This is a genomic window from Streptomyces racemochromogenes (genome assembly GCF_044129415.1).
GTDB lineage: Bacteria > Actinomycetota > Actinomycetes > Streptomycetales > Streptomycetaceae > Streptomyces > Streptomyces racemochromogenes_A.
This window is the reverse complement of record NZ_JBBDHD010000024.1, coordinates 48,563-71,823: the sequence shown is the minus strand read 5'-3', so window position 1 is coordinate 71,823 and position 23,261 is coordinate 48,563. Positions and strand designations below refer to the sequence as shown.

Below are 23,261 nucleotides of genomic sequence, written 5' to 3'. Positions count from 1 at the left end.
TGGCTAAACCACCCGCAGGGGTTCACCCGCCCACGCTCATACGAACTTGGCCTTGCCCGGGCCCTCTTCGACGAAGCTGCGCATGCCGCGCTCACGGTCCTCGGTGGCGAACAGGCCCGCGAACCAGTTGCGTTCGATGGCCAGGCCGGTGTCGATGTCGGCCTCCAGGCCGGCGTCCACGCACTCCTTCGCCGCGCGCAGGGCGATGGCCGGCCCCTGGGCGAGCTTCGCGGCCCACGCGTGCGCCTGCTCGTACACCTCGGCGGCCGGCACGACCCGGTCCACCAGCCCGAGGGCCAGCGCCTCGTCCGCCGCGACCATCCGGCCCGTGAAGATGAGGTCCTTGGCCCTGGAGGGGCCGATCAGCCGGGACAGCCGCTGGGTGCCGCCCGCGCCCGGGATCAGGCCGAGCAGGATCTCGGGCTGGCCGAGCTTGGCGTTGTCGGCGGCGATCCGGTAGTCGGCGCAGAGCGCGAGCTCACAGCCGCCACCGAGCGCGTAGCCGGTGACGGCGGCGACGACGGGCTTGGGGATCCGGGCGACCGCCGTGAAGGCGTCCTGGAGCGCGCGGGACCGGGCGATCATCCCCGCGTGGTCCATCGTCTGCATCTCCTTGATGTCCGCGCCGGCCGCGAACACCTTCTCCCCGCCGTAGAGGATGACGGCGCGCACGTCGGCGCGGTCGGTCGCCTCCACGGCGAGCTCGCGCAGCCGGTCCTGGGTGGCGATGTCCAGGGCGTTCATGGGCGGGCGGTCCAGGCGGATGGTGCCGACGCCTTCGGAGACTTCGAGAGAGAGGGTCATACGGGGAAGGTTAGCGGCGGTTAACGAGAAGTGGCCCGGTGCTGTGGGTCACAGCACCGGGCCACCGGATCAGGGAGCCGCTCCGGTTACTTCTTCCACTCCGCCCAGTCCATGTTCCAGCCGTTGAGGCCGTTGTCCGGGGCGATCTGCTTGTCCTTGGAGTTCTTCACGACCACCACGTCGCCGATCAGGGACTCGTTGAAGAACCAGGCCGCCGGGGTGTTGGGGTCCCCGGCGCCGCGCTCGTCCTCCAGGCCGACGCAGCCGTGGCTGACGTTCTCCGAGCCGAAGGTGCTGGAGGGGGCCCAGTAGTTGCCGTGGACGAAGGTGCCGGAGTTCGACAGGCGCATGGCGTGCGGGACGTCCGAGATGTCGTACTCGCCGCCGAAGCCGACGGTGGCGCCGTTCATCCGGGTCACCTTGTACTTCTCGCTGATGACCATCTGCCCGTTGTAGGTGGTCGTCGCGGGGGCGCCGGCGGTGATGGGCAGGTTCTTGATGACCTGGCCGTCGCGGACGACCTCCATCGTCTTCGCCGTCGCGTCCACCGTGGACACCTGGGAGCGGCCGATGGTGAAGGTGACCGTACGGGTCTGCTTGCCGTAGACCCCCGGGCGCCCCTCGACGCCGTCGAGGGCGAGCTTCACGGTGACCTTCGTACCGGCGGCCCAGTACTTCTCCGGGCGGAAGTCGAGGCGGTCGTTGCCGAACCAGTGGCCCTCGATCGGCACGGAGGGCTCGGCGGTGACCGTGATGGCCTTCTCCACGGCCTCGGTGTTGGTGATGCCGCGGGTGAAGTTGATCGACACCGGCATGCCGACGCCGACGGTCGACCCGTCCTCGGGGGTGTAGTGGCCGACGAAGGTGTTCTGCGGGGTGAGGGTGGTGAAGGTGGTGTCCTTGGCGGACTCGCGGCCGGCCTCGTCCTTGGCGACCGCGTGCACCTTGTACTCGGTGGCGGCGGCCAGGTTGCGGGCGGGCTCCCAGGCGGCGCCGTCGGGAGTGAGCTTGCCCTCGACCGCGTTGCCCTTGGTGTCGGCGACCGTGACCGTGGTCAGCTTGCCGCCCGTGCTCGTGACCTTCAGGACGCCGCTGGTGGCGACCTCCTTGGCCCCGTCGTCCGGCTTGACGCTGACCACGGCCTTCGAGGCCTCGGTGTTGGCCTTGGCCGCGTTGCCGCCTCCGGGCTTGCCGTTGTCGCCACCGCCGCCGCTGCCGGCGCCGCCGCCGTTGCTGCACGCCGTGGTGAGCAGAAGGGCCGCGCCCAGCAGCAGGGCCGGCAGGCCGGTGCGGACGCGGCCGCGTATCGGCTGCACGTTCACTCGTGTTCTCCCCATGTCCCCCGCGCACGGACAGTCGCGCGCTTGCCGACAGGAAATCACATGGGGAGATTACGAATAGAAACGTTCATGTCACCGTTCCGTCCCAACTGACGTGCGGCCGGGACGGCCGGCCGGGGGGTCAGTCGCGGCCGCGGGCGGCGGTCCAGTCTCCGCCGAGGCCCGGGAGGCCGTGACCGTCGTGGCCGGGCTTGTCGTGGCCCGGCGGGGGGCCGTCGTGGTCGCCGTGCTCCTCGTGCCCGGGCGCCTCGTGACCCGGCTTGTCGTGACCCGGCTTGTCGTGGCCGGGCTCGTGGTGACCCGGCTTGTGGTGGTCCGGCTTGCCGTGCTTGTCCCGCTTGTTGAGGACCGGGACGACGATCTCCTCACCGGCGCCGCCCTCGACCCGCAGCGGCCCCGTGACGTGGTCGGCGGGCAGGGCGTAGCCGTCGGGGGCCGCCGTCTCCAGGAGGTAGTACAGGCCCGGGACGAGCCCGTCGAAATCGCAGGCCCCGTTCCCGCCGGTGGTGCAGGGCTCACCGATCCGCTCGTCGGGGTACTGGCCCCCCGTCTGGAGGCCCTCGGTGTTGTTGGTCTCCTTCCACAGCTGGAACACCGCCCCGCCCAGCGGCCGGCGGGTCTTGGCGTCCTTCTTCACGACCCGGATGGAGCCGGGGTGCTCGACGTCCCTGCGCTGGTTGCGGATGGTGACGACGACCCCCTCGGCGACATCGCCCTCGTCCAGGTCGAAGGCGGTGACCGGGTCGGCGGGGCGCTCGTAGCCGTCGGGGACTCCGACCTCACGCCAGTAGTAGCGCTCGCCGACGGGCAGTTCCACCGTGCAGCTGCCCTGGGTGTCGGTCACGCAGACGCCGCCGAGCCGGGTGTCCCGGTCCTGGCCGGTCGTCTGGAGGTCGGGTACGCCGTTGGTCTCGTGCCACAGCTCGAAGCGGCCGCCGGGCACGGGGTCGCCGCTCTCCAGGTCGACCTTGCGCAGCACCACCCGGGCGCCGGGCTCGGGGGGCGTGGTGCGGCGGTTCAGGGCGGTGACCCGTACGCCCCGCTCGGCGTTCTCCCGCGTCAGGACCAGCCGGTAGACCGGGTCGGCCGGCAGTTCGTAGCCGGAGGGCGCGGCCGTCTCCCGCCAGTAGTACGTGCCGAGCTCCTCCTCACGGGTGCAGGTGCCGTCGGCGGGGGTGGTGCAGTCGGTCACCAGGGTGTCGGCGCCCGCGCCGTCGGCCTGCAGGCCCGGGACGCCGTTGCTCTCGCGCCACAGCTCGAAGCGGGCGCCCGGCAGCGGCCGGCCCTCGTCGTCGGTCTTCAGCACCGAGATCCGTCCGGTGGCCGGCGGGCTCGGGTCACATGCCGGGAGGTCGCCGTCGAAGGGGTAGGCGTGGAACTCGGCGCCGAGTCCCGTGGTCTCGGTGGGGCTGGTGTGGGTGACGTTGCCGGCGGTGAAGAAGCGGCCGTTCATACCGATGACGGAGACCGTCGCGAGGGAGGCGTCCTGGCCGATCAGCACGCTGCCGCCGAGCTGGGCGGAGCCGGCGAGACCGACGGCTCGGGCGTCGGGGAAGTTCCACAGCAGCCGCTCGCGCAGCCCGGCCGGCAGCATGACGTTGTTGACGCGGAGCGTGCGGGCCTCACCGGTGACGTTGACCAGGACGGTGGCCCCGGCCGGGATGCCCGCGAAGCGGATGCTCTGCTGGCCGGTACCGGGGCCCGCCAGGTCGAAGTCCACGTTGAAGACCTGGAGCATGGAGGTGCCGTCCCCGGTGAAGACGGTCTCCTGCGCGCTCCACACGGCCCGGCCGGTCGCGGTGCGCGGGGCGCCCTGGGGGTAGGCGTAGCAGGTGCTCGCGGCGGTGAGCTGCCCGCGCAGCGCGGTGTAGGGGGCGGCGGCGTTCGCGTCGTGGGTGAGGGTGCCGGTCACCGTGCCGGTGAGGGTGCCGCCGTAGCGGACGACGCCGCCGTCGGCGAGGAGCCGCTGGCCGGCGGCGACGGTGACGTCGTCGCCGGTGGTCAGGAAGTCCGAGCCGTCGGCCGGGGGGACCCGGGAGCCGACGCCGGCGATGCCCACGTTGTAGACGTTGCCTCCGGCGGACTTGTTCATGTCGAAGTCGCCCAGGACCACGACCTTGCCCTCGGCCTCGGCGGCGCCCCGGCGGACCTGCATGTCGCCGCCGACGAAGAGGTTGATGCCGTTGTCCCGGCCGGTGAAGGGCAGGTTGTTCGGGTCGGGCCAGGACGGGGGGCAGCCCTGGCCCGGGCCGGTGCCGCCGGGGATGCAGGGACCGAGGCCGCCGGGCAGCGGGGCCCGCAGGGCGCGGGCCGCCGGCGGGGCGGTGCCGTGGCCCGCCGCGAGGGCCGAGGGGGCCCCGGCGGTGGCCGCGAGTACGGCTCCCACGGCCAGGCCGAGGGTCCAGTTCCTTGCTGACATGACGCTCCGTCCACGAAATCCGGCCATCGCCTGCGCTGATGGCCCTGCCAGGCTGCGGGCGGGGCCCGGCGTGGCGGACGGAAGACACTCCCCGGCTACGTCATTCCGGTCCGACGATCACTCGATTGCAGCGCGGGTCAGCCGACGGCGGAGCCCGCGACCCAGTCGGCCCAGGACATGTTCCATCCGCCCAGCCCGTTGTTGGGGGCCACGGTCTTGTCCTGGGAGTTCACCACCTCCACCACGTCCCCGATCAGGGTCCGGTCGAAGAACCAGCCCGCCGGGGTGTCCGAGCCGCCGCCCTTGTCGTCGCGCAGGCCCACGCAGCCGTGGCTGGTGTTGGTGGTGCCGAAGGTGTCGGGGCTGGCCCAGTAGTTCCCGTGCAGGAAGGTGCCGGAGGCGGTGAGCCGGATGGCGTGCGGGACGTCGGGGATGTCGTACTCGCCCTTGCCGTCCTCGCTGGTGAAGCCGACGGTGGCCCCGTTCATGCGGGTGACGTCGAACATCTCCATCACCACCATCTTGCCGTTGTAGGTGGTGTTCTTCGGGGCCCCGGCGCTGATGGGGATGGTGGACAGCAGCTCGCCGCCGCGCCGGACCTCCATGGTGTGGGCGGCCGCGTCGACCGTCGAGATCTGGGAGCGGCCGATGGTGAACCTGACGGTCTTGTCCTGGATGCCGTACGCCCCCGGTGCGCCCTCGACATCGCGGAGCTTGATCCTCACAGTGACCTGGGTACCGGGCTTCCAGTACTCCTTGGGCCGGAAGTCCAGGCGTTCGGAGCCGAACCAGTGGCCGACGACCGGCACGGCCGGTTCGGAGGTGACGGTGATGGCGCGCTCGACCTCGGCGCGGTTCTTGACGGCCCGGCTGAACTTGAAGGAGACGATCATGCCGGTGCCGACGGTGGAGCGGTTCTCGGGCTTGAAGTAGCCGATGAACCGCTCCTCGGGGACATAGGTGGTGAAGGTGGTGTGGCGGGCCTGGCGCCGGTTGTGCCCGTCGAGGGCGACGGCGTCGACGGTGTACTTGGCGGAGAGCGCGAGCCGCCCGGCCTCCGGGTCGGGGCTCCAGCTGAGCCCGTCGGCGGCGATGGACCCGGGGACCTGCTCCTGCTGCGCGTCCTCCACCTTCGTGACGACGACCCGCTCCAGCCTGCCCTCGGGGACGTGCACCCGCAGCGGGCCGTCGGCCGGGACCCCCTTGGCGTTGTCCTCAGGGGTGATGCGGATGGCCTCGTCGGGCGAGCGCGGCTTGCCGGGCAGCTGCACCTCGACCGGGGACCTGCCGTCCCCGGTGCAGCCGGTGAGCCCGCCCAGCAGTCCCGCCCACACCGCCACGGCGGCCATTCCCGCCCCTGCCCGCCTCGTCAGAAGTGTCACGTCCCGTCCAACGACGGGGGCCCTCCGGGGGAAACGTGAGGGCCGGAGACGTTCCGGGTACGGCAGTCAGGGCAGAACAGTGTGAAGGACCAGACGGGGGCGGGCCCTGGCCGGGACGCCGGGCCGCACTCCCCCCGCCGGTACCCAGGAGCCGTGGAGGCGGGCAGTGTCGAGCGCAGCCGAGCAAGAGGCGGTGGATACCGCCACCAGCGGTACCACCGGGGCCGCCCCGCGGGGCGGCCCCGACATGGACGCCGTACGCGAGCGGGTCCAGGCCCGGGTGTTACGGGCGGCCGCGCACCCGGGGCCGCCGGTGTGGCCCGGGTCCTCGCACCCGCTGGGGGCCCGCTTCCACACGGGCCCCGGCGGCGTCGCGGGCACCAACTTCGCGCTGTGGGCACCGGGCGCGGAGGCGGTGGAGCTGTGCCTGTTCGACGCCCTGGGCACGGAGACCCGCTGCACCCTGACCGAGCTGACGCACGAGATCTGGCACGGATTCCTGCCCGGCGTGCGGCCCGGGCAGCGGTACGGGTTCCGGGTGCACGGGCGCTGGGACCCCTGGACGGGCGCCCGGTACAACCCGGCGAAGCTGCTGCTGGACCCGTACGCACGGGCCGTGGACGGGGACTTCTCGCTGCCCCCGGAGGTGTACGGGCACGTCCGGGACTGGCCGCAGCAGTACATCGCGGACACCGTGCGCGACGACCGGGACTCGGCGCCGTTCGTCCCGAAGGGGGTCGTCGTCCACGATGACGACGACTGGGCGGACGACGTCCGGCCGAAGACGCCCTGGGCCGACTCGGTGATCTACGAGTTGCACGTGCGCGGGTTCACCATGCGCCATCCGGGTGTTCCCGAGGAGCTGCGCGGCACCTACGCGGGGCTGGCACACCCGGCGGCGGTGGAGCACCTGGTGCGGCTGGGGGTGACGGCGGTGGAGCTGCTGCCGGTGCACCAGTTCGCGCACGAGGACCACCTGCTGCGGCGCGGGCTGCGCAACTACTGGGGCTACAACTCGGTCGGCTACTTCGCCCCGCACGCCGGCTACTCGGCCAGCGGGACGGCGGGGCAGCAGGTCGGCGAGTTCAAACGGATGGTGCGGGCCCTGCACGCGGCCGGGATCGAGGTCATCCTCGACGTGGTCTACAACCACACGGCGGAGGCCGGGGAGCTGGGCCCGACCCTGTCGCTGCGCGGGGTGGACAACCGGGGCTACTACCGGCTCCAGTCCGACCAGCGCCGTTACGCCGACTACACGGGCTGCGGGAACACCCTGCACGCCGGCCGGCCGCACGTGCTGCGCCTGATCACCGACTCGCTGCGCTACTGGGTCACGGAGATGGGGGTGGACGGCTTCCGCTTCGACCTGGCGGCGGCGCTGGCCCGGTCGATGCACGACGTCGACATGCTCTCCCCGTTCCTCGCGGTGATCGCCCAGGACCCGGTGCTGCGGCGGGTGAAGCTGATCGCGGAGCCCTGGGACGTGGGCTCGGGCGGCTACCAGGTCGGGGCGTTCCCGCCGCTGTGGACCGAGTGGAACGACCGCTACCGCGACGCCGTCCGGGACTTCTGGCGGGGCGCGCTGCCCGACGTACGGGACCTCGGGTACCGGCTGTCGGGGTCGAGCGACCTGTACGCGTGGGGCGGGCGGCGGCCGTACGCCTCGGTGAACTTCGTGACGGCGCACGACGGCTTCACCCTGCGCGACCTGGTGTCGTACGAGCGCAAGCACAACGAGGCGAACGGCGAGGCCAACCGGGACGGGACCAACGACAACCGGTCGTGGAACTGCGGGGCCGAGGGCGAGACGGACGACGTGCGGATCGCCGCCCTGCGGCGGCGGCAGCTGCGCAACCTGCTGACCACGCTGCTGCTGTCGACGGGCGTGCCGATGCTGGTGGCGGGGGACGAGTTCGGGCGGACCCAGGGCGGCAACAACAACGCGTACTGCCAGGACAACGAGACGGGCTGGGTGGACTGGTCGCTGCTGGAGGATCCGGCGTGGAGCGGGCTGTTCGCGCTGGTCCGGCGGCTGATCGGGCTGCGCCGCAGCCATCCGGTGCTGCGCCGGAGGGCCTTCTTCTCGGGGCGGGCGCAGGGCTCGGACGGACTGCGGGACCTGGCCTGGTTCACCCCGGCGGGGACGGAGATGACGGAGCGGGACTGGTACGCGCCGGCGGCCGCGGTGGGGCTGTACCTGTCGGGACGGGACATCCCCGGGCGGGACGAGCGGGGCCGGCAGGTGACGGACGAGAGCTTCCTGGCGCTGCTGCACTCCGGGGACCGGCCGGTGGAGTGGGTGCTGCCGGGCCCGCCGTGGGCCGGGGAGTACGAGCTGGTGCTGGACACCTCACGGGAGGAGCAGGAGAGCGCGCCGGGCACGCGCCACCGGGGCGGGCAGCCGCTGACGGTGCCGGCGCGGTCGGTGCTGCTGCTGCGGGTGGCCGGCTGAGGGCGGCGCGTTCCCGCCCGCGCGTTCGCCCCGTCCGTTCGCCCCGTCCGTTCGCCCCGTCCGTTCGCCCTGCGATGATGTGCCCTTTCGGTGAACACACGCACACATGGACGCGCGAACGGGAGTACGCATGGCGAGGGTGGGGGCGGCGCTGCGGGAGCTGCGCGGGGCGCAGAAGTCGGCGAAGGGCGTGTCGCTCTACTCCCGGTTCGTCAACCGGCCCGCCGGCCGGTACCTGGCCGCCGGCTCCTACGCGCTGGGCCTGACCCCGAACCAGGTGACCCTGGTCAGCGCCGCGTTCAGCTTCGCCGCCGTGGCCGCGGTCGCGCTGGCCGCGCCGTCCTGGGCGATGGGGGCCGCCGTGTGGGCCGCGCTCGCGGTCGGCTTCGCCTTCGACTCCGCCGACGGGCAGCTGGCCCGGCTGCGCGGGGGCGGCAGTGCGGCGGGCGAGTGGCTGGACCACGTCGTGGACGCCGCCAAGCTCACCGCGCTGCACTCCTGCGTGCTCATCGCCTTCTTCCGCTTCCCCGACGCGTACGGCACGGGCGCGGACGGCTGGCTGCTGGTGCCGCTGGTCTTCCAGTTCGCCGCCGTGGTGACCTTCTTCGGCGGGCTGCTCACCGAGAAGCTCAAGCCGAAGGCCGCGCCGGGGAGCCCCGCCGCGGCGCCGTCGTCCCTGCGCGCGGTGGCGTTGCTCCCCGTGGACTACGGGGTGTTCTGCCTGGTGTTCCTGCTGCTGGGCGGCGGGTCGCTGTTCCGCTGGGCGTACGCGGGGCTGGGCGCGGTCGCCGTGCTGTTCCTGCTGGCGTTCCTGACGAAGTGGTTCCGGGAGCTCAGCGCCGTTCGGCGGTGAGGGGCTCGGCCAGCGGCTGGTGCAGGGGCACGGTCTGCGGCTGGGCGAGGGCGTCCAGGGCCCGGCGCAGCTGGGTGCTGGACGTGTGCACGGTGTAGGGGAAGTAGACGACGTCGACCCCGTGGGCGGCGAAGTCCCGTTCCAGCTTGTCCCCCTTGGGGGTGCCCCGCCAGTCGTCGCCCTTGAAGATGACGTCGAAGCGGACCTGCTTCCACGTCTCCACCTTGTCCGGGACCGTCTCGACGAAGGCGGCGTCCACGTACTTGACGCTGCGGACGATCTCCAGCCGCTCGACCAGCGGGATCATCGGGCGGCGGCCCTTGGCCAGTTCGGCCATCTCGTCCGAGACCACGCCGGCCACCAGGTAGTCGCACCGGCTGCGGGCGTGCCGGAGGATGTTGAGGTGGCCTATGTGGAACAGGTCGTAGGCACCGGGGGCGTAGCCGACCCGGTACGGCCGGCGCCCGGACGGCGCGGCATCGGACATGTGGTGCTCCGTCATCAGTTACCCCCCAGGGGCCGCACCCCCCGGTGCGGCGCATTCAGCAGACAATAGCGCGCACGTTCCACTGCCCGACGGTGAACGCATAGGGTGACGTGCGCATCATCCAGGGGAGAAGGGGACGTTCAGTGTCCACATCCGGCCACCGGCGGTTGTTGCTGGTTTCCACCAACTACGCGCCGGAGCACGCGGGCATCGGTCCGTACGCCACCCAGATCGCGGAGCACTGGGCGGCGTACGGCCACGACACCCACGTACTGGCGGGCATGCCGCACTACCCGGCCTGGTCCCTCGAACCCGAGTACAGGGGTGCGCTGCGGCGCACGGAGCGGCGGGCGGGGGTCACCGTGCACCGGCGTGCGCACACCGTGCCGGCGCAGCAGACCGCCGTGAAGCGGGCCCTGTTCGAAGGATCGATTCTGCTCCACGGTGCCGTGGCCCCGCCGCGGATGCCGCGCCCGCACGCGGTGATGGCCCAGATGCCCAGCCTGGCCGGCGGCGTGCTGGCCGCGCGGCTCGCCGCCCGCTGGAAGGTCCCCTTCGTCCCGGTGGTCCAGGACCTGATGGGCGCCGCGGCCGCGCAGAGCGGGATCAGCGGCGGCGACAAGGCGGCCGCGCTGGCCGGGCGGGCGGAGGCGTACGCCCTGAAGCGGGCGGCGCTGGTCGGCGTCATCCACGAGACGTTCGTGGACCGGGTCGTGGGCATGGGCGTGGACCCGGGGCGGATCCGCCTGGTGCCCAACTGGTCGCACGTCCCCAAGCCCACCAAGCCCCGCGGGGAGACCCGCCACCACCTCGGCTGGGCACCGGACCAGACCGTGGTCCTGCACTCCGGGAACATGGGCCTCAAGCAGGGCCTCGAAGTCCTGGTCGGTGCCGCCCGCCTCGACCCCCGCGTCCGCTTCGTCCTGATGGGCGACGGAAGCCGGCGCGCGGCCCTCGCCGCCCTCGCCGCCGACGTCCCCAACCTCGACATCATCCCCCCTGCCGCCGACGGAGACTTCCCCGATATCCTCGCCGCGGCGGACGTGCTCGCGGTCACGCAGCACGCGGCCGTGCTCGACATGAGCGTGCCGTCCAAGCTCACCTCCTACTTCCAGGCCGGCCGGCCCGTCGTCGCCTCCGTCGCGGCGCAGGGCGGGACCGCCCAGGAGGTGGAACGTTCGGGCGCCGGGGTGCTCGTACCGCCGGAGGACCCCGAGGCCCTGCTGGGGGCCGTGCGGGCCCTGGCCGAGGACCCCGCGGGCGCGGACGCGCTGGGCGCGGCCGGACCCGTCCACGTGGCGGCCCACCTGAGCCGCGAAGCGGGCCTGGCCCGCATCGACGCACTGATCGACGAAGCACTTGGGGGTCCCCAGTCGTGACCGAGACGAACCGCCCGGCGGCGGCCCCGCCCGAGGACGAACCGGACCTCCTCAGGGACCAGTTCAAGCAGCTCCTGCGCTACCGCAGGCTCCTGGGCGCCGGTGTGGGCATCGGCCTGCTGGGCGGCGTCTACCTCGGCATCTCCACCGCCGACACCTACGTGTCCGTCGCGGACGTGGTCCTGCGCGCCCCCACCGACGACCCGTTCAACCCGAGCCTGGCGCCCGACAAGGCGATCAACATCGGCTCGGAGCGGCAGGTCGCCCTCTCCAGCTCCATAGCCGAGCAGGCGGCGAAGAAGCTCGGGATCCCGGCCAAGGACGCGGCCGCTCTGCGCCGCGGCCTCCAGGTGACCAACCCGCCGCAGACGATGGTGCTCCGCTTCACCTACACCTCCGCCTCCCCCAAGGAGGCCGCCCAGCGGGCGAACGGGATGGCCGAGGCCTACCTGTTCAAGCGGCAGGAGGCCCTCGACGTCACCCGCGACAAGATGGTCAAGGGCTACGAGGGCCAGCGCGACCCCGTCGCCAAGCAGCTCGACGACCTGGCCAAGCAGATCAACGCCATGCCGGCGGGCACGGCCCGTGACGCCGCACTGGGCTCCAAGACCGACCTCCAAAGCAAGGTCAACACCCTCAACAACAACATCACCAAGCTCCAGGCCCTGGACATGACCCCGGGCCGGATCACCAGCCCGGCCGCCCCGCCCACCGCACCCGACGGCCCCGGCATCCCCATGTCGCTCGCGCTCGGCGCGGCCACCGGCCTGGCCCTCGGCCTGCTCGCCGCCTGGGTGCGGCTGGTCTTCGACCCGGCGCCGCGCTCCGAGGGCGACGTGGCCCGGGCCCTGCGCGCGCCGGTCCTCGGCTACCTGCCCCGGGACAAGACGGGCGGCGGCCCGCTCCTCGCGGCCGGCGAGGCCGACCCGCGCCTCGCCGAGGAGTACCGGTCGGTGGCCTTCCGGCTGGCCTACGACTCCCGCTTCGCCGACCGGCGCCGGCTGCTGGTCGTCGCACCGCGCGGCAGCAGCGAGACGGCCGCCGCCGTGGCCGTGAACCTCGCCGCGTCCTTCGCCGAGACCGGCAAGGACGTCCTGCTCATCGAGGCCGACCTGCGCACGCCGGTGCTGGCCAGCCAGCTGCCGACGGACGGCGGCGGGCGGCCGCGCTGGAGCCAGACGCCGGGCGGCACCGGCACGGGCCTGCTCGGCGGCGGAGCCGGGGAGTCCGACTGGCCGGACGGGCGCCAGCTCGTGGTGGACGCCGGGGAGTCGGGCGCCTTCGACCTGATCCCCGGCGACCGCGTGCGCAACGTGGCCCGCGCCCTGACCTCCCCGCGCGCGACCCGGCTGATCTCCGAGGCCGACTCCCCCAACTCCACCGTCGTCGTGCTCGCGCCGCCGGTGCTCTCGTACGCCGACGCGCTCGCGCTCGTCGACCGCGTCGACGGGGTCCTGGTCGTCTGCGACCCGCGCGCGGTGCACCGCAGCGACCTCGCCCGGATCCGCGAGCTGATCAGCGGGGCGGGCGGGACCGTGCTGGGCGCGGTGCTGCACTCCCCGCTGCCGGGACAGCGGTCGAAGCGGGACACCTCCGCCGGCGCCGCCTCCCCGAGCCCCGCGCCGCCGGTGCCCGCCCCCGGCGCGGCCGGCGAACGGCTTCCGGGCGACGGGAGCGACACCGTGGCCCTGCGCACGGTCCGCACGGGCCGGCGGTGAGCCGGCGGGGCCTCGCCGCGGTCGCCTCGGTCCTGGACCAGGCCGCCTCCAGCGCCACCAACATCCTGGTGCTGGTGCTGGCCGCCCGGCTGTCCTCGGCGTCGGGCTTCGCCGACTTCTCGATGGTGTACGTGGCCTTCAGCGTCCTCCTCGGACTGAACATGGCCTACGTCGGGCAGACCGTGGTGCTGGAGAAGGAGGCCGGGCGGCTGGGAGCGGTGTGCCGGTCGTCGGTGCTGTTCACGGCCGGGGCGGCCGGGGCGGCCGGGCTGGTGCTCGCGGCCGCCGGTCCGGTGGTGCCGGGCGACGCCGGGTGGGCCTTCCTCGCGCTGGGCGCCGTCCTGCCGCTGGTCCTCGTCCAGGACGGGCTGCGGTACTGCTTCTCCGCCCTGCGGGTTCCCGAGCGGGCGCTGGCCGCGGACGCGCTGCGGCTGGTGTGCGTGGTCGCGGCGCTGGCGGCGCAGCCGCACGGGGCGTCGGCGGGACGGCTGGTGCTGGTGTGGGGGCTGTCCGCGCTGCCCGCGCTGGGGCTGGGCCTGTGGCTGCTGCGCCCGTACGTCCGGGGTGCCCGCGCGGATGTCCGGCCGTACCTGCGGCGCGGGCACCTCGGGCAGCGCTTCGTGGTCGAGTTCGCCGTGGGCAACGGCTCCAGCCAGCTCGCGGTGCTCGGGCTGGGCGCCTTCGCGACCCCGCTGGCGGTGGGCGCGCTGCGCGGGGCGACGACCCTGTTCGGACCGCTGAACGTGCTGTTCAACTCGGCCAACGCCTTCGGCCCGCCGATCGTGGGCCGGGCGTCCGGCAAGCGCGGCGTGGTCCGGCTGACCGCTCTGATGGGGGCCGCCCTCGCCGTGCTCGGCGCCGGCTGGGCGGCGGTCCTGTACGCCCTGCCGGACCGGCTGGGCCGTCACCTGCTGGGCGACACCTGGGCCGCCGCCTCCGCCCTGCTGCCCGCGACGGGCGCCCAGTACGCGGTGATGGGCCTGGGCACCTGCGCCCTGCTGACCCTGCGGGTGCTGAACCCGAAGGCCACCCTCGCGTTGCAGGTGGTGTTCTCCCTGCTGTCGGTGGCCCTGCTGCTGGGCGGCTACGCCGCCTGGGGCGTGGCCGGGGCCGCCTGGGGCCTGGCGGCGGGCTCGGCGGCGAAGGCGGCGGCGGGGTGGGCCCGGGTGGGCCGCCTGAAGGCGCCGGCGGCGCAGGTCGCGGCTGCGGCCTAGCGCAGCGTCGTCGAGCTGTCCGTGCGGTACGTGGCCACCAGCGCGAGGCACATCGCGGCGATCGCCACGCGGCCCGAGGCCTGGAGGAGCGGTCCGCGCAGCAGGATGAAGGAGTACCCGGCGACCAGCGGGACCACCACCGAGATCAGGCTGCCGGGCGGTGAGCGGCGGGTGGCGCGCTTGGCGTAGCGGCGGTCGACGCGTGCGGCGGCGTATCCGATGGCCAGCAGGCCGGCGCCCATGCCGAGGGGGCCGAAGTCCAGCCACAGCTCCGCCCAGATCGGGGAGGACAGGTTGGTGTTGACCGTGCCCATCCACTGGCCGACCATCACGCCGGTGTCGCGCGGCTTGCCCGGCCACACCGAGCGGGGGACCGCGAAGAGGACGGATCCGGCGAGCTGGCGCCCGTAGAAGTGGCCGGGGCCGGAGTCGGCGAAGGTGATGGTGTTCGCGAACATGCCGATCTGGTCGTAGTCCTTGAGCGCCATGGGCTCCAGGAACGACGTCGTCTCGACGGGCTTGTAGTTCTTCTCGTCGTAGCGGAAGCGGTCCGCGAAGGGGAAGACGAGGAGGGCGACGACCACCGCCATGGACAGGGCGACGCGGTACATGGCGGCGCTGACCGGGAAGAGCGTGAACAGCATCGCGAACATGACCGTCAGGAACCAGTAGCGCGGGTTCGAGATCGGGTTGTTGACGACGAGGTTGAGGGCGACGAGCGCCGCCCAGGTGACGATGACCGACACCTTGCGGCGGGCGTACGTCGAGGTGATCAGCCAGCGCGTGTACAGCAGCATGGCGAGCAGCGCCGGCACGGTGCCGAAGCCGCGCAGCAGGGCCTGGCCGGCCTGGCCGTCGCCGTTGGAGACGCCGGCGTCCTGGATGCCGGCGATGATCTCCTGGCGGCTGGAGAAGAAGACGGCGGGTCCGCCCAGCTTGAGGATGAACGCGGCGCTGCACACGAAGGCGACGGCGGTGAGGAGTTGGAGCCGCCGCCGGTGCGCCATGAGGGGGCGGGGTTCCTTCGGGGAGCCGCCCGCGCGGCCCGCGGGCCGGTGGCGGGCCAGCAGCACGCCGACGTCGAAGGCCGTGCAGCCGAGCAGCACCAGCCCGATGGCGAGGGTGAGGTCGGAGCGCGGCCCGACGACGGGGGTGGGTACCCGGCCCAGCACGGCCTGGGCCAGCGGCGCCACTCCCATCGCCATGTAGACGAAGAGCCAGAAGGACCCCTGGAGCAGCTTGCGGCGGCTGGTGAGCACCATGGCGGAGAGGCGGGCGCCGGAGTACATGGTGAGGACCAGCTGGAGCCAGAACGCGGCGTCCTCCTGCCCGTCGCCGGACTGGGCGGCGACGAACACCGGCAGGAAGACGGTGAAGCCGAGCGCGAGCGGGACGGACAGGGCGCGGGAGAGCAGGGTGCGCGGGGTGGTGACCCGCCCCCACTGGGCCTCGTCCTCGGGCCTGGGCGGGGGCGATTTCACGCTGGGCGTGCGTATGTCCGTAGCCACCATTGCCCCCACCCCATGTGCGTGATCCGCGCGCAGTCTAGTCTGAGCGTTCCGCGCCAGGGGAGGCGCGTGGGACGACGGGGGCGACCGGTGCGCAATCTTCCTGCCTTCACGCTGGCCGGGTACGACAAGGGGCGGGGGCTGCTGACGCAGGCCCTGTGGTTCGCGGTGATGAACACCCTGTTCATGTCGTGGTTCTGTCCCGCCCGGCTGCGCGTGGCGCTGCTGCGGGCGTTCGGGGCGGAGATCGGCGAGGGGGTGCTGATCCGGCACAGGGTGCGGGTGCTGTGGCCGTGGAAGCTGAAGGTCGGGGACCACACGTGGATCGGTGAGGGCGCCTGGCTGCTCAACCTGGAGCCGGTGACGATCGGTGCGCACGTGTGCCTGTCGCAGGAGTCGATGCTGTGCACCGGTTCGCACGACCACCGGGCGGCCGACTTCCGCTACCGCAACGCCCCGATCACCGTCGAGGACGGCGCGTGGGTGGCCGTGCGGGCGACGGTGCTGGCGGGGGTGACGGTGGGCCGCTGCGCGGTCGCCGGTGCCGGTTCGGTGGTCCACAAGGACCTCCCCGCCCTGACCCTGCAGACCCAGGACGGCGGCCGCCGCCCGGTGGAGGAACCCAAGTGAAGATCCTGCACGCCGTCACGCTCCACTCCCCCTCGCACGCCTTCGGCGGCCCGGTGCGAGTGGCCCTGAACCTGGCCAAGGGGCTGCGGGAGCGGGGCCACGAGGCACGGCTCGTGGCCCTCGGCGAGGGCTTCGTCCCCTGGCCGACCTCGGTGGAGGGCGTCCCGGCGAAGCTCTTCCCGGCCCGCCGGCTCCTCCCCCTCGGCTTCAGCGGGCTGACCTCGCCGGCCCTGCTGGCCTCGGCGTCCCGCCTGGTCCGGGACGCGGACGTGGTCCACGTCCACCTGGCCCGCGACCTGGTCACCCTCCCGCTCGCCCTGGCGGCCCTGCGCGCCGGCAAACCCCTCGTCCTCCAGACCCACGGCATGGTGGACCCGAGCGGGAGGCTCCTGGCGAAGGTCCTGGACGCGGTGGCGGTACGCCGCCTGCTGCGGGGCGCGGACGCGGTCCTGTACCTGACCCCGCACGAGCGCACCGGCCTGGACGCGGTGGTCGCCGCCCCGCCCCTCTCCCAGGCGGTCCGCCTGGTGAACGGCACCCCGCCGCAGGAGGAGCGGCCGCCGCTGAGCGGCCCGCCGCGCGTCCTGTACTCGGCCCGCCTCCAGGCCCGCAAGCGCCCCGTGGACTTCGTGGACGCGGCCCCGGCGGTGCTGGCCGTCCACCCGGACGCGCAGTTCGTGGTGGCGGGCCCGGACGAGGGCGAACTGGCCGCCGTCCGCGCCCGGATCACCGCCCTGGGCCTGACGGACCGCTTCACGGTGCCGGGTCCGCTCTCCAGCGCGGAGGTCCTGGCCGAGCTCCGCCGCGCCCACGTCTACGTCCTCCCGTCGGTGGACGAGCCCTTCCCCATGGCGGTCCTGGAGGCCCTGGCGGTGGGCGTCCCGACGGTGGTCACCCACTCCAACGGCCTGGCCCGCGACATCGCGTCCTCGGGTGCGGGCCGAGCGGTGGACCCGGGCCCGCGAGGAGTGGCGGAGGCGGTCCTCGCCCTCCTGGACCCGTGGGACAACACCGCCGCGTCGAAGGCGGCCCGCGCCCTGGCGGCGGAGTCCTTCTCGATGGACGCGGTCCTGGACACCCTGCTGGGGGTGTACGAGGACGCCGTCCGGCGGGGCTGAGGGCATGTGAACGCCGCCGGACCCGTGGGACGGGTGCGGCGGCGTTCGTGTGCCGGGGCGGGTGTTACGCCGGGAGCCAGGCGTAGCAGTTCGTCGAGGTGAAGGTGGCCGCGCCCGCGGGGATCGTGGCCGTGGTCTTCTCGCCCGGCTTGGGCGGGGTTTCCGGGCCCGAGGCGAGGGTGGTGCCGTCCTTGGACCTGGCTTCCCAGGTGCACGTGGTGGTCTGGGTGGCGGCGCGGTAGGTGCCCGGGGCCGGGTTCTCGCGGGTGCCGTCGGGGAAGCCCTTCTCCGCCGCGGCCAGGATCGGCTTCTGGTCGGGGCAGAGGTAGGTGATCGCGTCCCTGGCGCCGGCCAGCTCGCCCGAGGCGATCGCCGCGGCCGCCGCGTCCTTGTCGTGCCTGGCGGTGCGTTCCACCCGCTGGCAGGTTTCCTGGCCCGTCTGGAGGACGGCCGCGGGGTCGGTCTTCTCCGGGACGCGGCCGCTCAGGTACTGCTTCTCGTTCGCCTTGAAGCTGCCCGTCTTCGGGGTGAGCCGCGTGTCCGGGAGGACGGGGCCCGTCGGCTTGGCGTTCGGGTCCGGGGCGGCGGGGGGCGCGGTGGAGTCCGCCGGGTCGGGGGCCGGGGACGCCGCCGGCGGCTTCGGCTTGGCCGGGGCGGCGTCTGCCTTGGTGTCGCCGGAGGAGCTGCATCCGGTCAGGGTGAGGACGGAGGCGAGGAGGAGGGCTGCGGACGCCGCCCTGGAGCGCAGGTGCATGGAGGGCTCCCGGTGGGTGGGAAGGCGTACGGGGCCCGGCAGCTCGTGCGCCGGGCCCCGTACGTCCTCGGGTGGTTACTTCTGGCCGAAGGTGAGGACCAGTTGCGGAGCGGCGTCCGCGGCGGTCGACTCCGAGGACCAGAGCCACAGCGCGTCGGTGCCCGTGCTGGTCAGGCCGAGGCTGTAGCTGCTGCCCAGCACCGCGGAGAGCGCGGCGGTGTCGAGCTCGACGTTCTGGATCGCCGAGCCGTCCGGCACGCCCGTGATGCTGCCGAGCGGGGTGGTGCCGAGGGTGGGCTTGGTGTTGAACGTGGTGCCCGCGCCGCTCCAGGTGCCGGTGACCGGGACCACGGAGACGGTGTCGGCGGTGCCCGCACCCGTCTGCGTGGAGGTCTTGAACTGGAGGGAGGCGGCCTTCAGGACCTGCCCGGCCGGGGCGGCCGGGAGGGTGAAGCGCAGGTACGACTCGTACGCGGAGGTGCCGCGCACCGCGAGCTGCGTGGAGGTTCCGTAGGCCGTGGCCGGGGCACCCTGGTTGATGTAGGTGTCCTCGGCCGCGGGGACCTTGGAGACGGTGTCGGTCGGGGCCTTGGCGAGGTCGTAGTGGTTCTTGACCTGGGCCTGGGTGAGGGCCGTCGGGTAGACGGCGGTCTCGTCGATCTGGCCGGCGAAGTAGTTGCTCGTCGGGCGGTTCGGCCAGTTGGCGAGGTTGTCACCGCCGACGTGCCAGAAACCGGCGTACGAGGTGGAGGTGGTGGCGCTGTTCGTGCCCTTGTTCTGGCCGTCGACGTAGAGCGTCATGCCGCCCGGGCCCTGGGTGCCGACGACGTGGTGCCACTTGTTGTCGTTGTACGTGTCGAACAGGCCCGTGGTGATGGTGCGGGTCGAGCCGTTGTAGACGCCGAAGGCGAGGCGGCCGGTGTTGGTCATGTACAGCTGCTTGTCGTAGGAGCCGCTGTTGTTGACCGTGTTGTTGCCGAAGCCGATGAGCTTGCCGCCGCGCGTGGTGTTGGTCTTGAACCAGGTCTCCACCGTGAAGCTGCTGCCGACGAACTGGCGGTGGTCGCTGTACACCTGCTGGCTGGTGCCGTTGAAGCCCATGGCCGTGCTGCTGCCGCTGACGGCTCCGGGGCTCTGGTTCAGCGCCGGAGCGGCCACCTGGATGCCGCTGGTGTTCCCGCCGTCCGACGAGTCGGCCACGTACGGGCTGGAGGTGTCGTCGTAGCGCCAGTACAGGGTGGCGCCGTCGGTGCGGATCTTGTCGGGGTAGGCCTGGACCGAGGTCGGGACGGTCACGGGGGCGCCGGCCGACAGGGCGCTGGTGTTGCCGGCGCCGTCCGTGGCGGTCACCCGGTAGGTGTAGGACTGCCCGGCCTTGACGGTGGTGTCGGTCCAGGAGGCCTGGGGCCGTTCGAACTCCAGGGAGTCGGCGGTCACGGTCTGGATCGGGGTGGCCGAGCCGTTGCGGTAGATCCGGTACGTCAGCTTGCTGTCGTCCTGGTCGTAGCTGGTGCGCCAGCGGACCTGGACCTCGCCGGGCTTGACGCTGCCGGCGCTGACGGCCGGGGTGGTGGGCGCGCCTGTGTCGCCGGTGTTGGCGAAGCGGGTCAGGGCCGCCTGCGGCTTTCCGTTGATCTGGGTGAACTCGCCGCCGACCCACAGGTACTTGACGTCCGACTTCGAGGCGACGGCCATGACGCGCGGGCCGATGCCCTCGCCGATGCCGTCGTTGGCGGTGGGGTGCCAGCCGAGCTTGCGCGGGCCGCGCACGAAGCCGTCCACGGGCGCGGGGGGCGTGCCGGTGTGGTCGGTGGGCTGGGCCATCAGGAAGTTGCGCTTGCCGTCGGGGAACTCCAGCTCGGTGGAGCAGTCGTGGCCGTGCGAGGCGCTGTAGAGGACGCCGTCGTACGGGAGCACGAACTGGGTCGCGCCGAGGCAGCGGTCGCGCCACTTCTCGTTGAAGTCGGTGTTCAGGCCGATGCGTCCGTCGAAGACGCCGCCGCCGGAGCCCTCGTTGGCGGTGTAGTAGCCCGTGGCGTCGGCGGAGATGTCCTTGACGACCGAGTTCGACGGGATGGTGGAGTAGGTCTTGGCGACCGCACCCGTGGTGGCGTCGACGACGGCCAGGGCGTGCGAGTTGGAGCCGTTGACCGTGAAGAAGTCGCCGCCGAGCAGGACCTTCTTGCCGTCGTTGCTGACCTTGATGGCGCGGCCGGGCTCGTCGGCGTTGGCGGTGAAGGGCTTGAGGGCGCCGGAGGAGGCGTCCACCGCGGCGAACCGCTCGCGGGTCTGCCCCTCGACCGTCCCGAAGTCACCGCCGACGTACAGGGTGTCGTCGGTGGCCTCCAGCGCGCGCACGGTGGCGGGGACGCCGGGGTGGAAGGAGGCCTTGGGCGTGCAGGTCTCGATGTCGATGGCCGCGAGGCTGGAGACCGGGGTGCCGTTGACGGCGCCGAAGTAGCCGCCCGCGTAGAGGGTCTTGCCGTCCTTGGAGACGGTCAGGGCCCGGACGGTGGCGGTGCCGTCGCCGACGGTGAAGGCCAGCTTGCAGGAGGTGGGGTCGCCCGTGGCGGCGTCCAGCGCCACGAAGTTCACGGCCTCCTGTTCGGTGCCGCCCACGGCGTCGGGCGGGCGGACCGCCGAGAAGGTGCCGCCGGCGAAGACGGTGCCGTTCGCCTCGGCCATGGCGAACACGACCCCGTTCGGCTGCCAGGTGGGCAGCTCGTCGGCGGTGAACGCCACCGGCGGCGTGATCGCCGACGCCGAGGGCATCAGCACCACGCCCAGGCCGGCGCCCGCGCCGGTCAGGGACAGGACGAGGGCAGCGGTCAGCCCTCTGGATCTACGCATGAACCCCCCAGGGCAATCGCCCGGTCTGATGGCTGGAACTGTACGAACAGCCGTGTGCATCCGACGCAGACTAGGACTCGGGTACGTCCCCGGTCACCTCACTTGACCCACTGCATACCAACGGGGGCCAACGGGGTTCACTTCGGGAGCGCACACCGGCACACGACAGGTTTGCCCCGGTCAGGGCCGTGGAGCACGGTGGACATGACCGGGACACGTAAAACGTAGGCGCATCGTAGGCGAAATATACGGCCTCAGCGGTCGATGCGGACGGTGGCGCCCGCCAGTTGGTCCTCGACCTGGCGGACGTCCGCGTCGACCATGATGCGGGCCAGTTCGGGCACGAGGACCGTCGGCTTCCAGCCGAGGATCTCCCGGGCCTTGGCCGCGTCCCCGATGAGTGCGTCGACCTCGCTGGGGCGCTCGTACTTGGGGTCGTAGCGGACGTGCTCGTTCCAGTCGAGACCGGCGTGGGCGAAGGAGGACTCGACGAACTCCCGCACCGTGGCGGCGACTCCGGTGGCCACGACGTAGTCGGTCGGCTCGTCCTGCTGGAGCATGCGCCACATCGCCTCGACGTACTCGGGGGCGTAGCCCCAGTCGCGGACGGCGTCGAGGTTGCCGAGGTAGAGGTGCTCCTGGAGGCCGGCCTTGATCCGGGCGACCGCGCGGGTGATCTTGCGGGTCACGAAGGTCTCGCCGCGGCGCGGGGACTCGTGGTTGAAGAGGATCCCGTTGACGGCGAACATGTCGTACGCCTCCCGGTAGTTGACGGTCGTCCAGTACGCGAAGACCTTCGCCGCCCCGTACGGGCTGCGCGGGTGGAACGGAGTGTCCTCGTTCTGCGGGGGCGGGGTGGAGCCGTACATCTCCGAGGACGAGGCCTGGTAGATCCGGGTGTCCACGCCGCTGGCCCGGATGGCCTCCAGCAGCCGCAGCGCGCCGAGGCCGGTGACGTCGCCGGTGTAGAGCGGCGCGTCGAAGGAGACCCGGACATGGGACTGGGCGCCGAGGTTGTAGACCTCGTCGGGGCGGATGTCGCGCAGCAGGTTCACCAGGGCCACGCCGTCGGAGAGGTCGGCGTGGTGCAGGACGAAGGAACGGTTCGCCGTCTGCGGGTCCTGGTAGATGTGGTCGATCCGCTCCGTGTTGAAGCTGGAGGAGCGCCGCACGAGCCCGTGCACCGTGTAGCCCTTCGAGAGCAGGAGCTCGGCGAGGTACGAGCCGTCCTGTCCGGTGACGCCGGTGATCAGTGCGGTCTTGCCCATGGGTCCCCCTGGGGTCCGTTGTTGCTGTTCCGTGTGAGGCTTCGCCTCGGTGTGTGGTCTGTGCGGCGGGCGGGACGCCGTAAGCCCGGCCCGGGGCGTGCCGGGGGGCTGGCATCATCGGCGGTATGACTAATCCGCAGCCGCTCCTGCCCCCGCACGCCCGCGTCTTCGTCGCCGGACACCGCGGCCTGGTGGGATCCGCGGTCGTCCGCCGCCTCGCCGCCGACGGGTACGAGGTGCTCACCCGCGGCCGCGCCGATCTCGACCTGCGCGACGCCGCCGCGACGGAGGCGTACCTGAGGGACGTCCGCCCCGACGCCGTGGTGCTGGCCGCCGCCAAGGTCGGCGGGATCATGGCCAACAGCACCTACCCGGTGCAGTTCCTGGAGGACAACCTCAGGATCCAGCTCAGCGTGATCGGCGGGGCGCACGCCGCCGGCGTGGGCCGCCTGCTGTTCCTGGGGTCCTCCTGCATCTACCCCAAGCTCGCGCCGCAGCCCATCACGGAGGACGCGCTGCTGACCGGGCCGCTGGAACCGACCAACGAGGCGTACGCGCTGGCCAAGATCGCGGGCATCGTGCAGGTCCAGTCGTACCGCAGGCAGTACGGGGCCTCGTACATCTCCGCCATGCCCACCAACCTGTACGGGCCCGGGGACAACTTCGACCTGGAGTCCTCGCACGTGCTGCCCGCCCTCGTCCGGCGCTTCCACGAGGCCGCCGCCGAGGGGCGCGACGAGGTCACCCTGTGGGGCAGCGGCACCCCGCGCCGGGAGTTCCTGCACGTGGACGACCTGGCGGCCGCCTGCGCCGTGCTGCTGGAGCGCTACGACGGGGACGAGCCCGTCAACGTCGGCTGCGGCGAGGACCTGACCATCAGGGAGCTGGCCGAGACGGTCGCCGAGGTCACCGGGTTCGAGGGCCGGCTCGCGTGGGACACGTCGAAGCCGGACGGGACCCCGCGCAAGCTGCTCGACGTGTCGCGCCTGACGGCGCTGGGCTGGAAGCCCGGCATCGGGCTGCGGGACGGCATCGCCTCCACCTACCGGTGGTGGCTGGAGCAGGACTGACGTCACGCCGGGCCC

Annotated in this window: 17 protein-coding genes; 8 read left to right on the top strand and 9 right to left on the bottom strand. The window is 72.8% G+C overall.

Annotation, left to right across the window (positions count from 1 at the left end; genetic code table 11):
* Nucleotides 1-36: 36 nt before the first annotated feature.
* The 4 genes from WDV06_RS12525 to WDV06_RS12510 all read right to left on the bottom strand — a co-directional run bounded on the left by WDV06_RS12525 (nt 37) and on the right by WDV06_RS12510 (nt 5,912).
* The gene (locus WDV06_RS12525; protein WP_395509763.1) at nt 37-804 is read right to left on the bottom strand and encodes an enoyl-CoA hydratase/isomerase family protein; all 768 of its coding nucleotides are present in this window, start codon (nt 802-804) and stop codon (nt 37-39) included.
* An 86-nt stretch (nt 805-890) separates the two neighbouring features.
* Nucleotides 891-2,141 (bottom strand): L,D-transpeptidase, encoded by a 1,251-nt coding sequence (locus WDV06_RS12520; RefSeq protein WP_395509762.1) that lies wholly within the window; start codon nt 2,139-2,141, stop codon nt 891-893.
* A 124-nt stretch (nt 2,142-2,265) separates the two neighbouring features.
* Complete coding sequence (locus WDV06_RS12515; RefSeq protein ID WP_395509761.1) at nt 2,266-4,563, bottom strand: choice-of-anchor A family protein; 2,298 nt, start codon at nt 4,561-4,563, stop codon at nt 2,266-2,268.
* Between the two features lie 137 nt (nt 4,564-4,700).
* Entirely contained in the window at nt 4,701-5,912 is a 1,212-nt protein-coding gene (locus tag WDV06_RS12510; RefSeq protein WP_395509760.1) for a L,D-transpeptidase, read from the bottom strand.
* 199 nt (nt 5,913-6,111) lie between these two features.
* Here WDV06_RS12510 and glgX point away from each other — a divergent pair, with 199 nt between their 5' ends.
* Nucleotides 6,112-8,397: a glycogen debranching protein GlgX gene (gene glgX, locus WDV06_RS12505; protein ID WP_395509759.1), complete on the top strand. Its 2,286-nt coding sequence runs from the start codon at nt 6,112-6,114 to the stop codon at nt 8,395-8,397.
* A gap of 130 nt (nt 8,398-8,527) precedes the next feature.
* Nucleotides 8,528-9,250, top strand: a complete 723-nt coding sequence (locus WDV06_RS12500; protein ID WP_395509758.1) for a CDP-alcohol phosphatidyltransferase family protein — start codon at nt 8,528-8,530, stop codon at nt 9,248-9,250.
* On the opposite strand, the gene WDV06_RS12495 is transcribed toward WDV06_RS12500, so the two are convergent.
* Nucleotides 9,231-9,752 carry an FAD synthase family protein gene (locus WDV06_RS12495; RefSeq protein ID WP_395509757.1) on the bottom strand — a complete coding sequence of 174 codons (522 nt, stop codon included), beginning with the start codon at nt 9,750-9,752 and terminating at the stop codon, nt 9,231-9,233. The genes WDV06_RS12500 and WDV06_RS12495 overlap by 20 nt on opposite strands.
* A gap of 158 nt (nt 9,753-9,910) precedes the next feature.
* On the opposite strand from WDV06_RS12495, the gene WDV06_RS12490 reads away from it, so the two are divergent.
* From WDV06_RS12490 to WDV06_RS12480, 3 genes are read left to right on the top strand one after another with little or no spacing between them, the layout of a single operon-like run.
* Nucleotides 9,911-11,116: a glycosyltransferase gene (locus WDV06_RS12490; RefSeq protein ID WP_395509780.1), complete on the top strand. Its 1,206-nt coding sequence runs from the start codon at nt 9,911-9,913 to the stop codon at nt 11,114-11,116.
* Complete coding sequence (locus WDV06_RS12485; protein WP_395509756.1) at nt 11,113-12,834, top strand: lipopolysaccharide biosynthesis protein; 1,722 nt, start codon at nt 11,113-11,115, stop codon at nt 12,832-12,834. The genes WDV06_RS12490 and WDV06_RS12485 overlap by 4 nt, the downstream gene beginning before the upstream one ends.
* Complete coding sequence (locus tag WDV06_RS12480) at nt 12,831-14,048, top strand: MATE family efflux transporter (RefSeq protein ID WP_395509755.1); 1,218 nt, start codon at nt 12,831-12,833, stop codon at nt 14,046-14,048. Before WDV06_RS12485 ends, WDV06_RS12480 begins: the two co-directional genes overlap by 4 nt.
* On the opposite strand, the gene WDV06_RS12475 is transcribed toward WDV06_RS12480, so the two are convergent.
* The gene (locus WDV06_RS12475) at nt 14,045-15,559 is read right to left on the bottom strand and encodes a hypothetical protein (RefSeq protein WP_395509754.1); all 1,515 of its coding nucleotides are present in this window, start codon (nt 15,557-15,559) and stop codon (nt 14,045-14,047) included. The two genes, WDV06_RS12480 and WDV06_RS12475, sit on opposite strands and share 4 nt — an antisense overlap.
* Before the next feature lie 87 nt (nt 15,560-15,646).
* On the opposite strand from WDV06_RS12475, the gene WDV06_RS12470 reads away from it, so the two are divergent.
* Nucleotides 15,647-16,186: a WcaF family extracellular polysaccharide biosynthesis acetyltransferase gene (locus WDV06_RS12470; RefSeq protein ID WP_395509753.1), complete on the top strand. Its 540-nt coding sequence runs from the start codon at nt 15,647-15,649 to the stop codon at nt 16,184-16,186.
* Nucleotides 16,183-17,304: a glycosyltransferase gene (locus tag WDV06_RS12465; protein WP_395509752.1), complete on the top strand. Its 1,122-nt coding sequence runs from the start codon at nt 16,183-16,185 to the stop codon at nt 17,302-17,304. Before WDV06_RS12470 ends, WDV06_RS12465 begins: the two co-directional genes overlap by 4 nt.
* Before the next feature lie 64 nt (nt 17,305-17,368).
* Here the strand turns inward: WDV06_RS12465 and WDV06_RS12460 are convergent, their stop codons facing one another.
* The 3 genes from WDV06_RS12460 to gmd all read right to left on the bottom strand — a co-directional run bounded on the left by WDV06_RS12460 (nt 17,369) and on the right by gmd (nt 22,176).
* A complete protein-coding gene (locus WDV06_RS12460; protein WP_395509751.1) occupies nt 17,369-18,058 on the bottom strand; it encodes a hypothetical protein in 690 nt (229 codons plus the stop codon).
* A gap of 75 nt (nt 18,059-18,133) precedes the next feature.
* The gene (locus tag WDV06_RS12455) at nt 18,134-20,908 is read right to left on the bottom strand and encodes a CBM96 family carbohydrate-binding protein (RefSeq protein ID WP_395509750.1); all 2,775 of its coding nucleotides are present in this window, start codon (nt 20,906-20,908) and stop codon (nt 18,134-18,136) included.
* 254 nt (nt 20,909-21,162) lie between these two features.
* Complete coding sequence (gmd, locus tag WDV06_RS12450; RefSeq protein ID WP_395509749.1) at nt 21,163-22,176, bottom strand: GDP-mannose 4,6-dehydratase; 1,014 nt, start codon at nt 22,174-22,176, stop codon at nt 21,163-21,165.
* A gap of 125 nt (nt 22,177-22,301) precedes the next feature.
* Here gmd and WDV06_RS12445 point away from each other — a divergent pair, with 125 nt between their 5' ends.
* A complete protein-coding gene (locus WDV06_RS12445) occupies nt 22,302-23,246 on the top strand; it encodes a GDP-L-fucose synthase family protein (RefSeq protein WP_395509748.1) in 945 nt (314 codons plus the stop codon).
* Nucleotides 23,247-23,261: the final 15 nt, after the last annotated feature.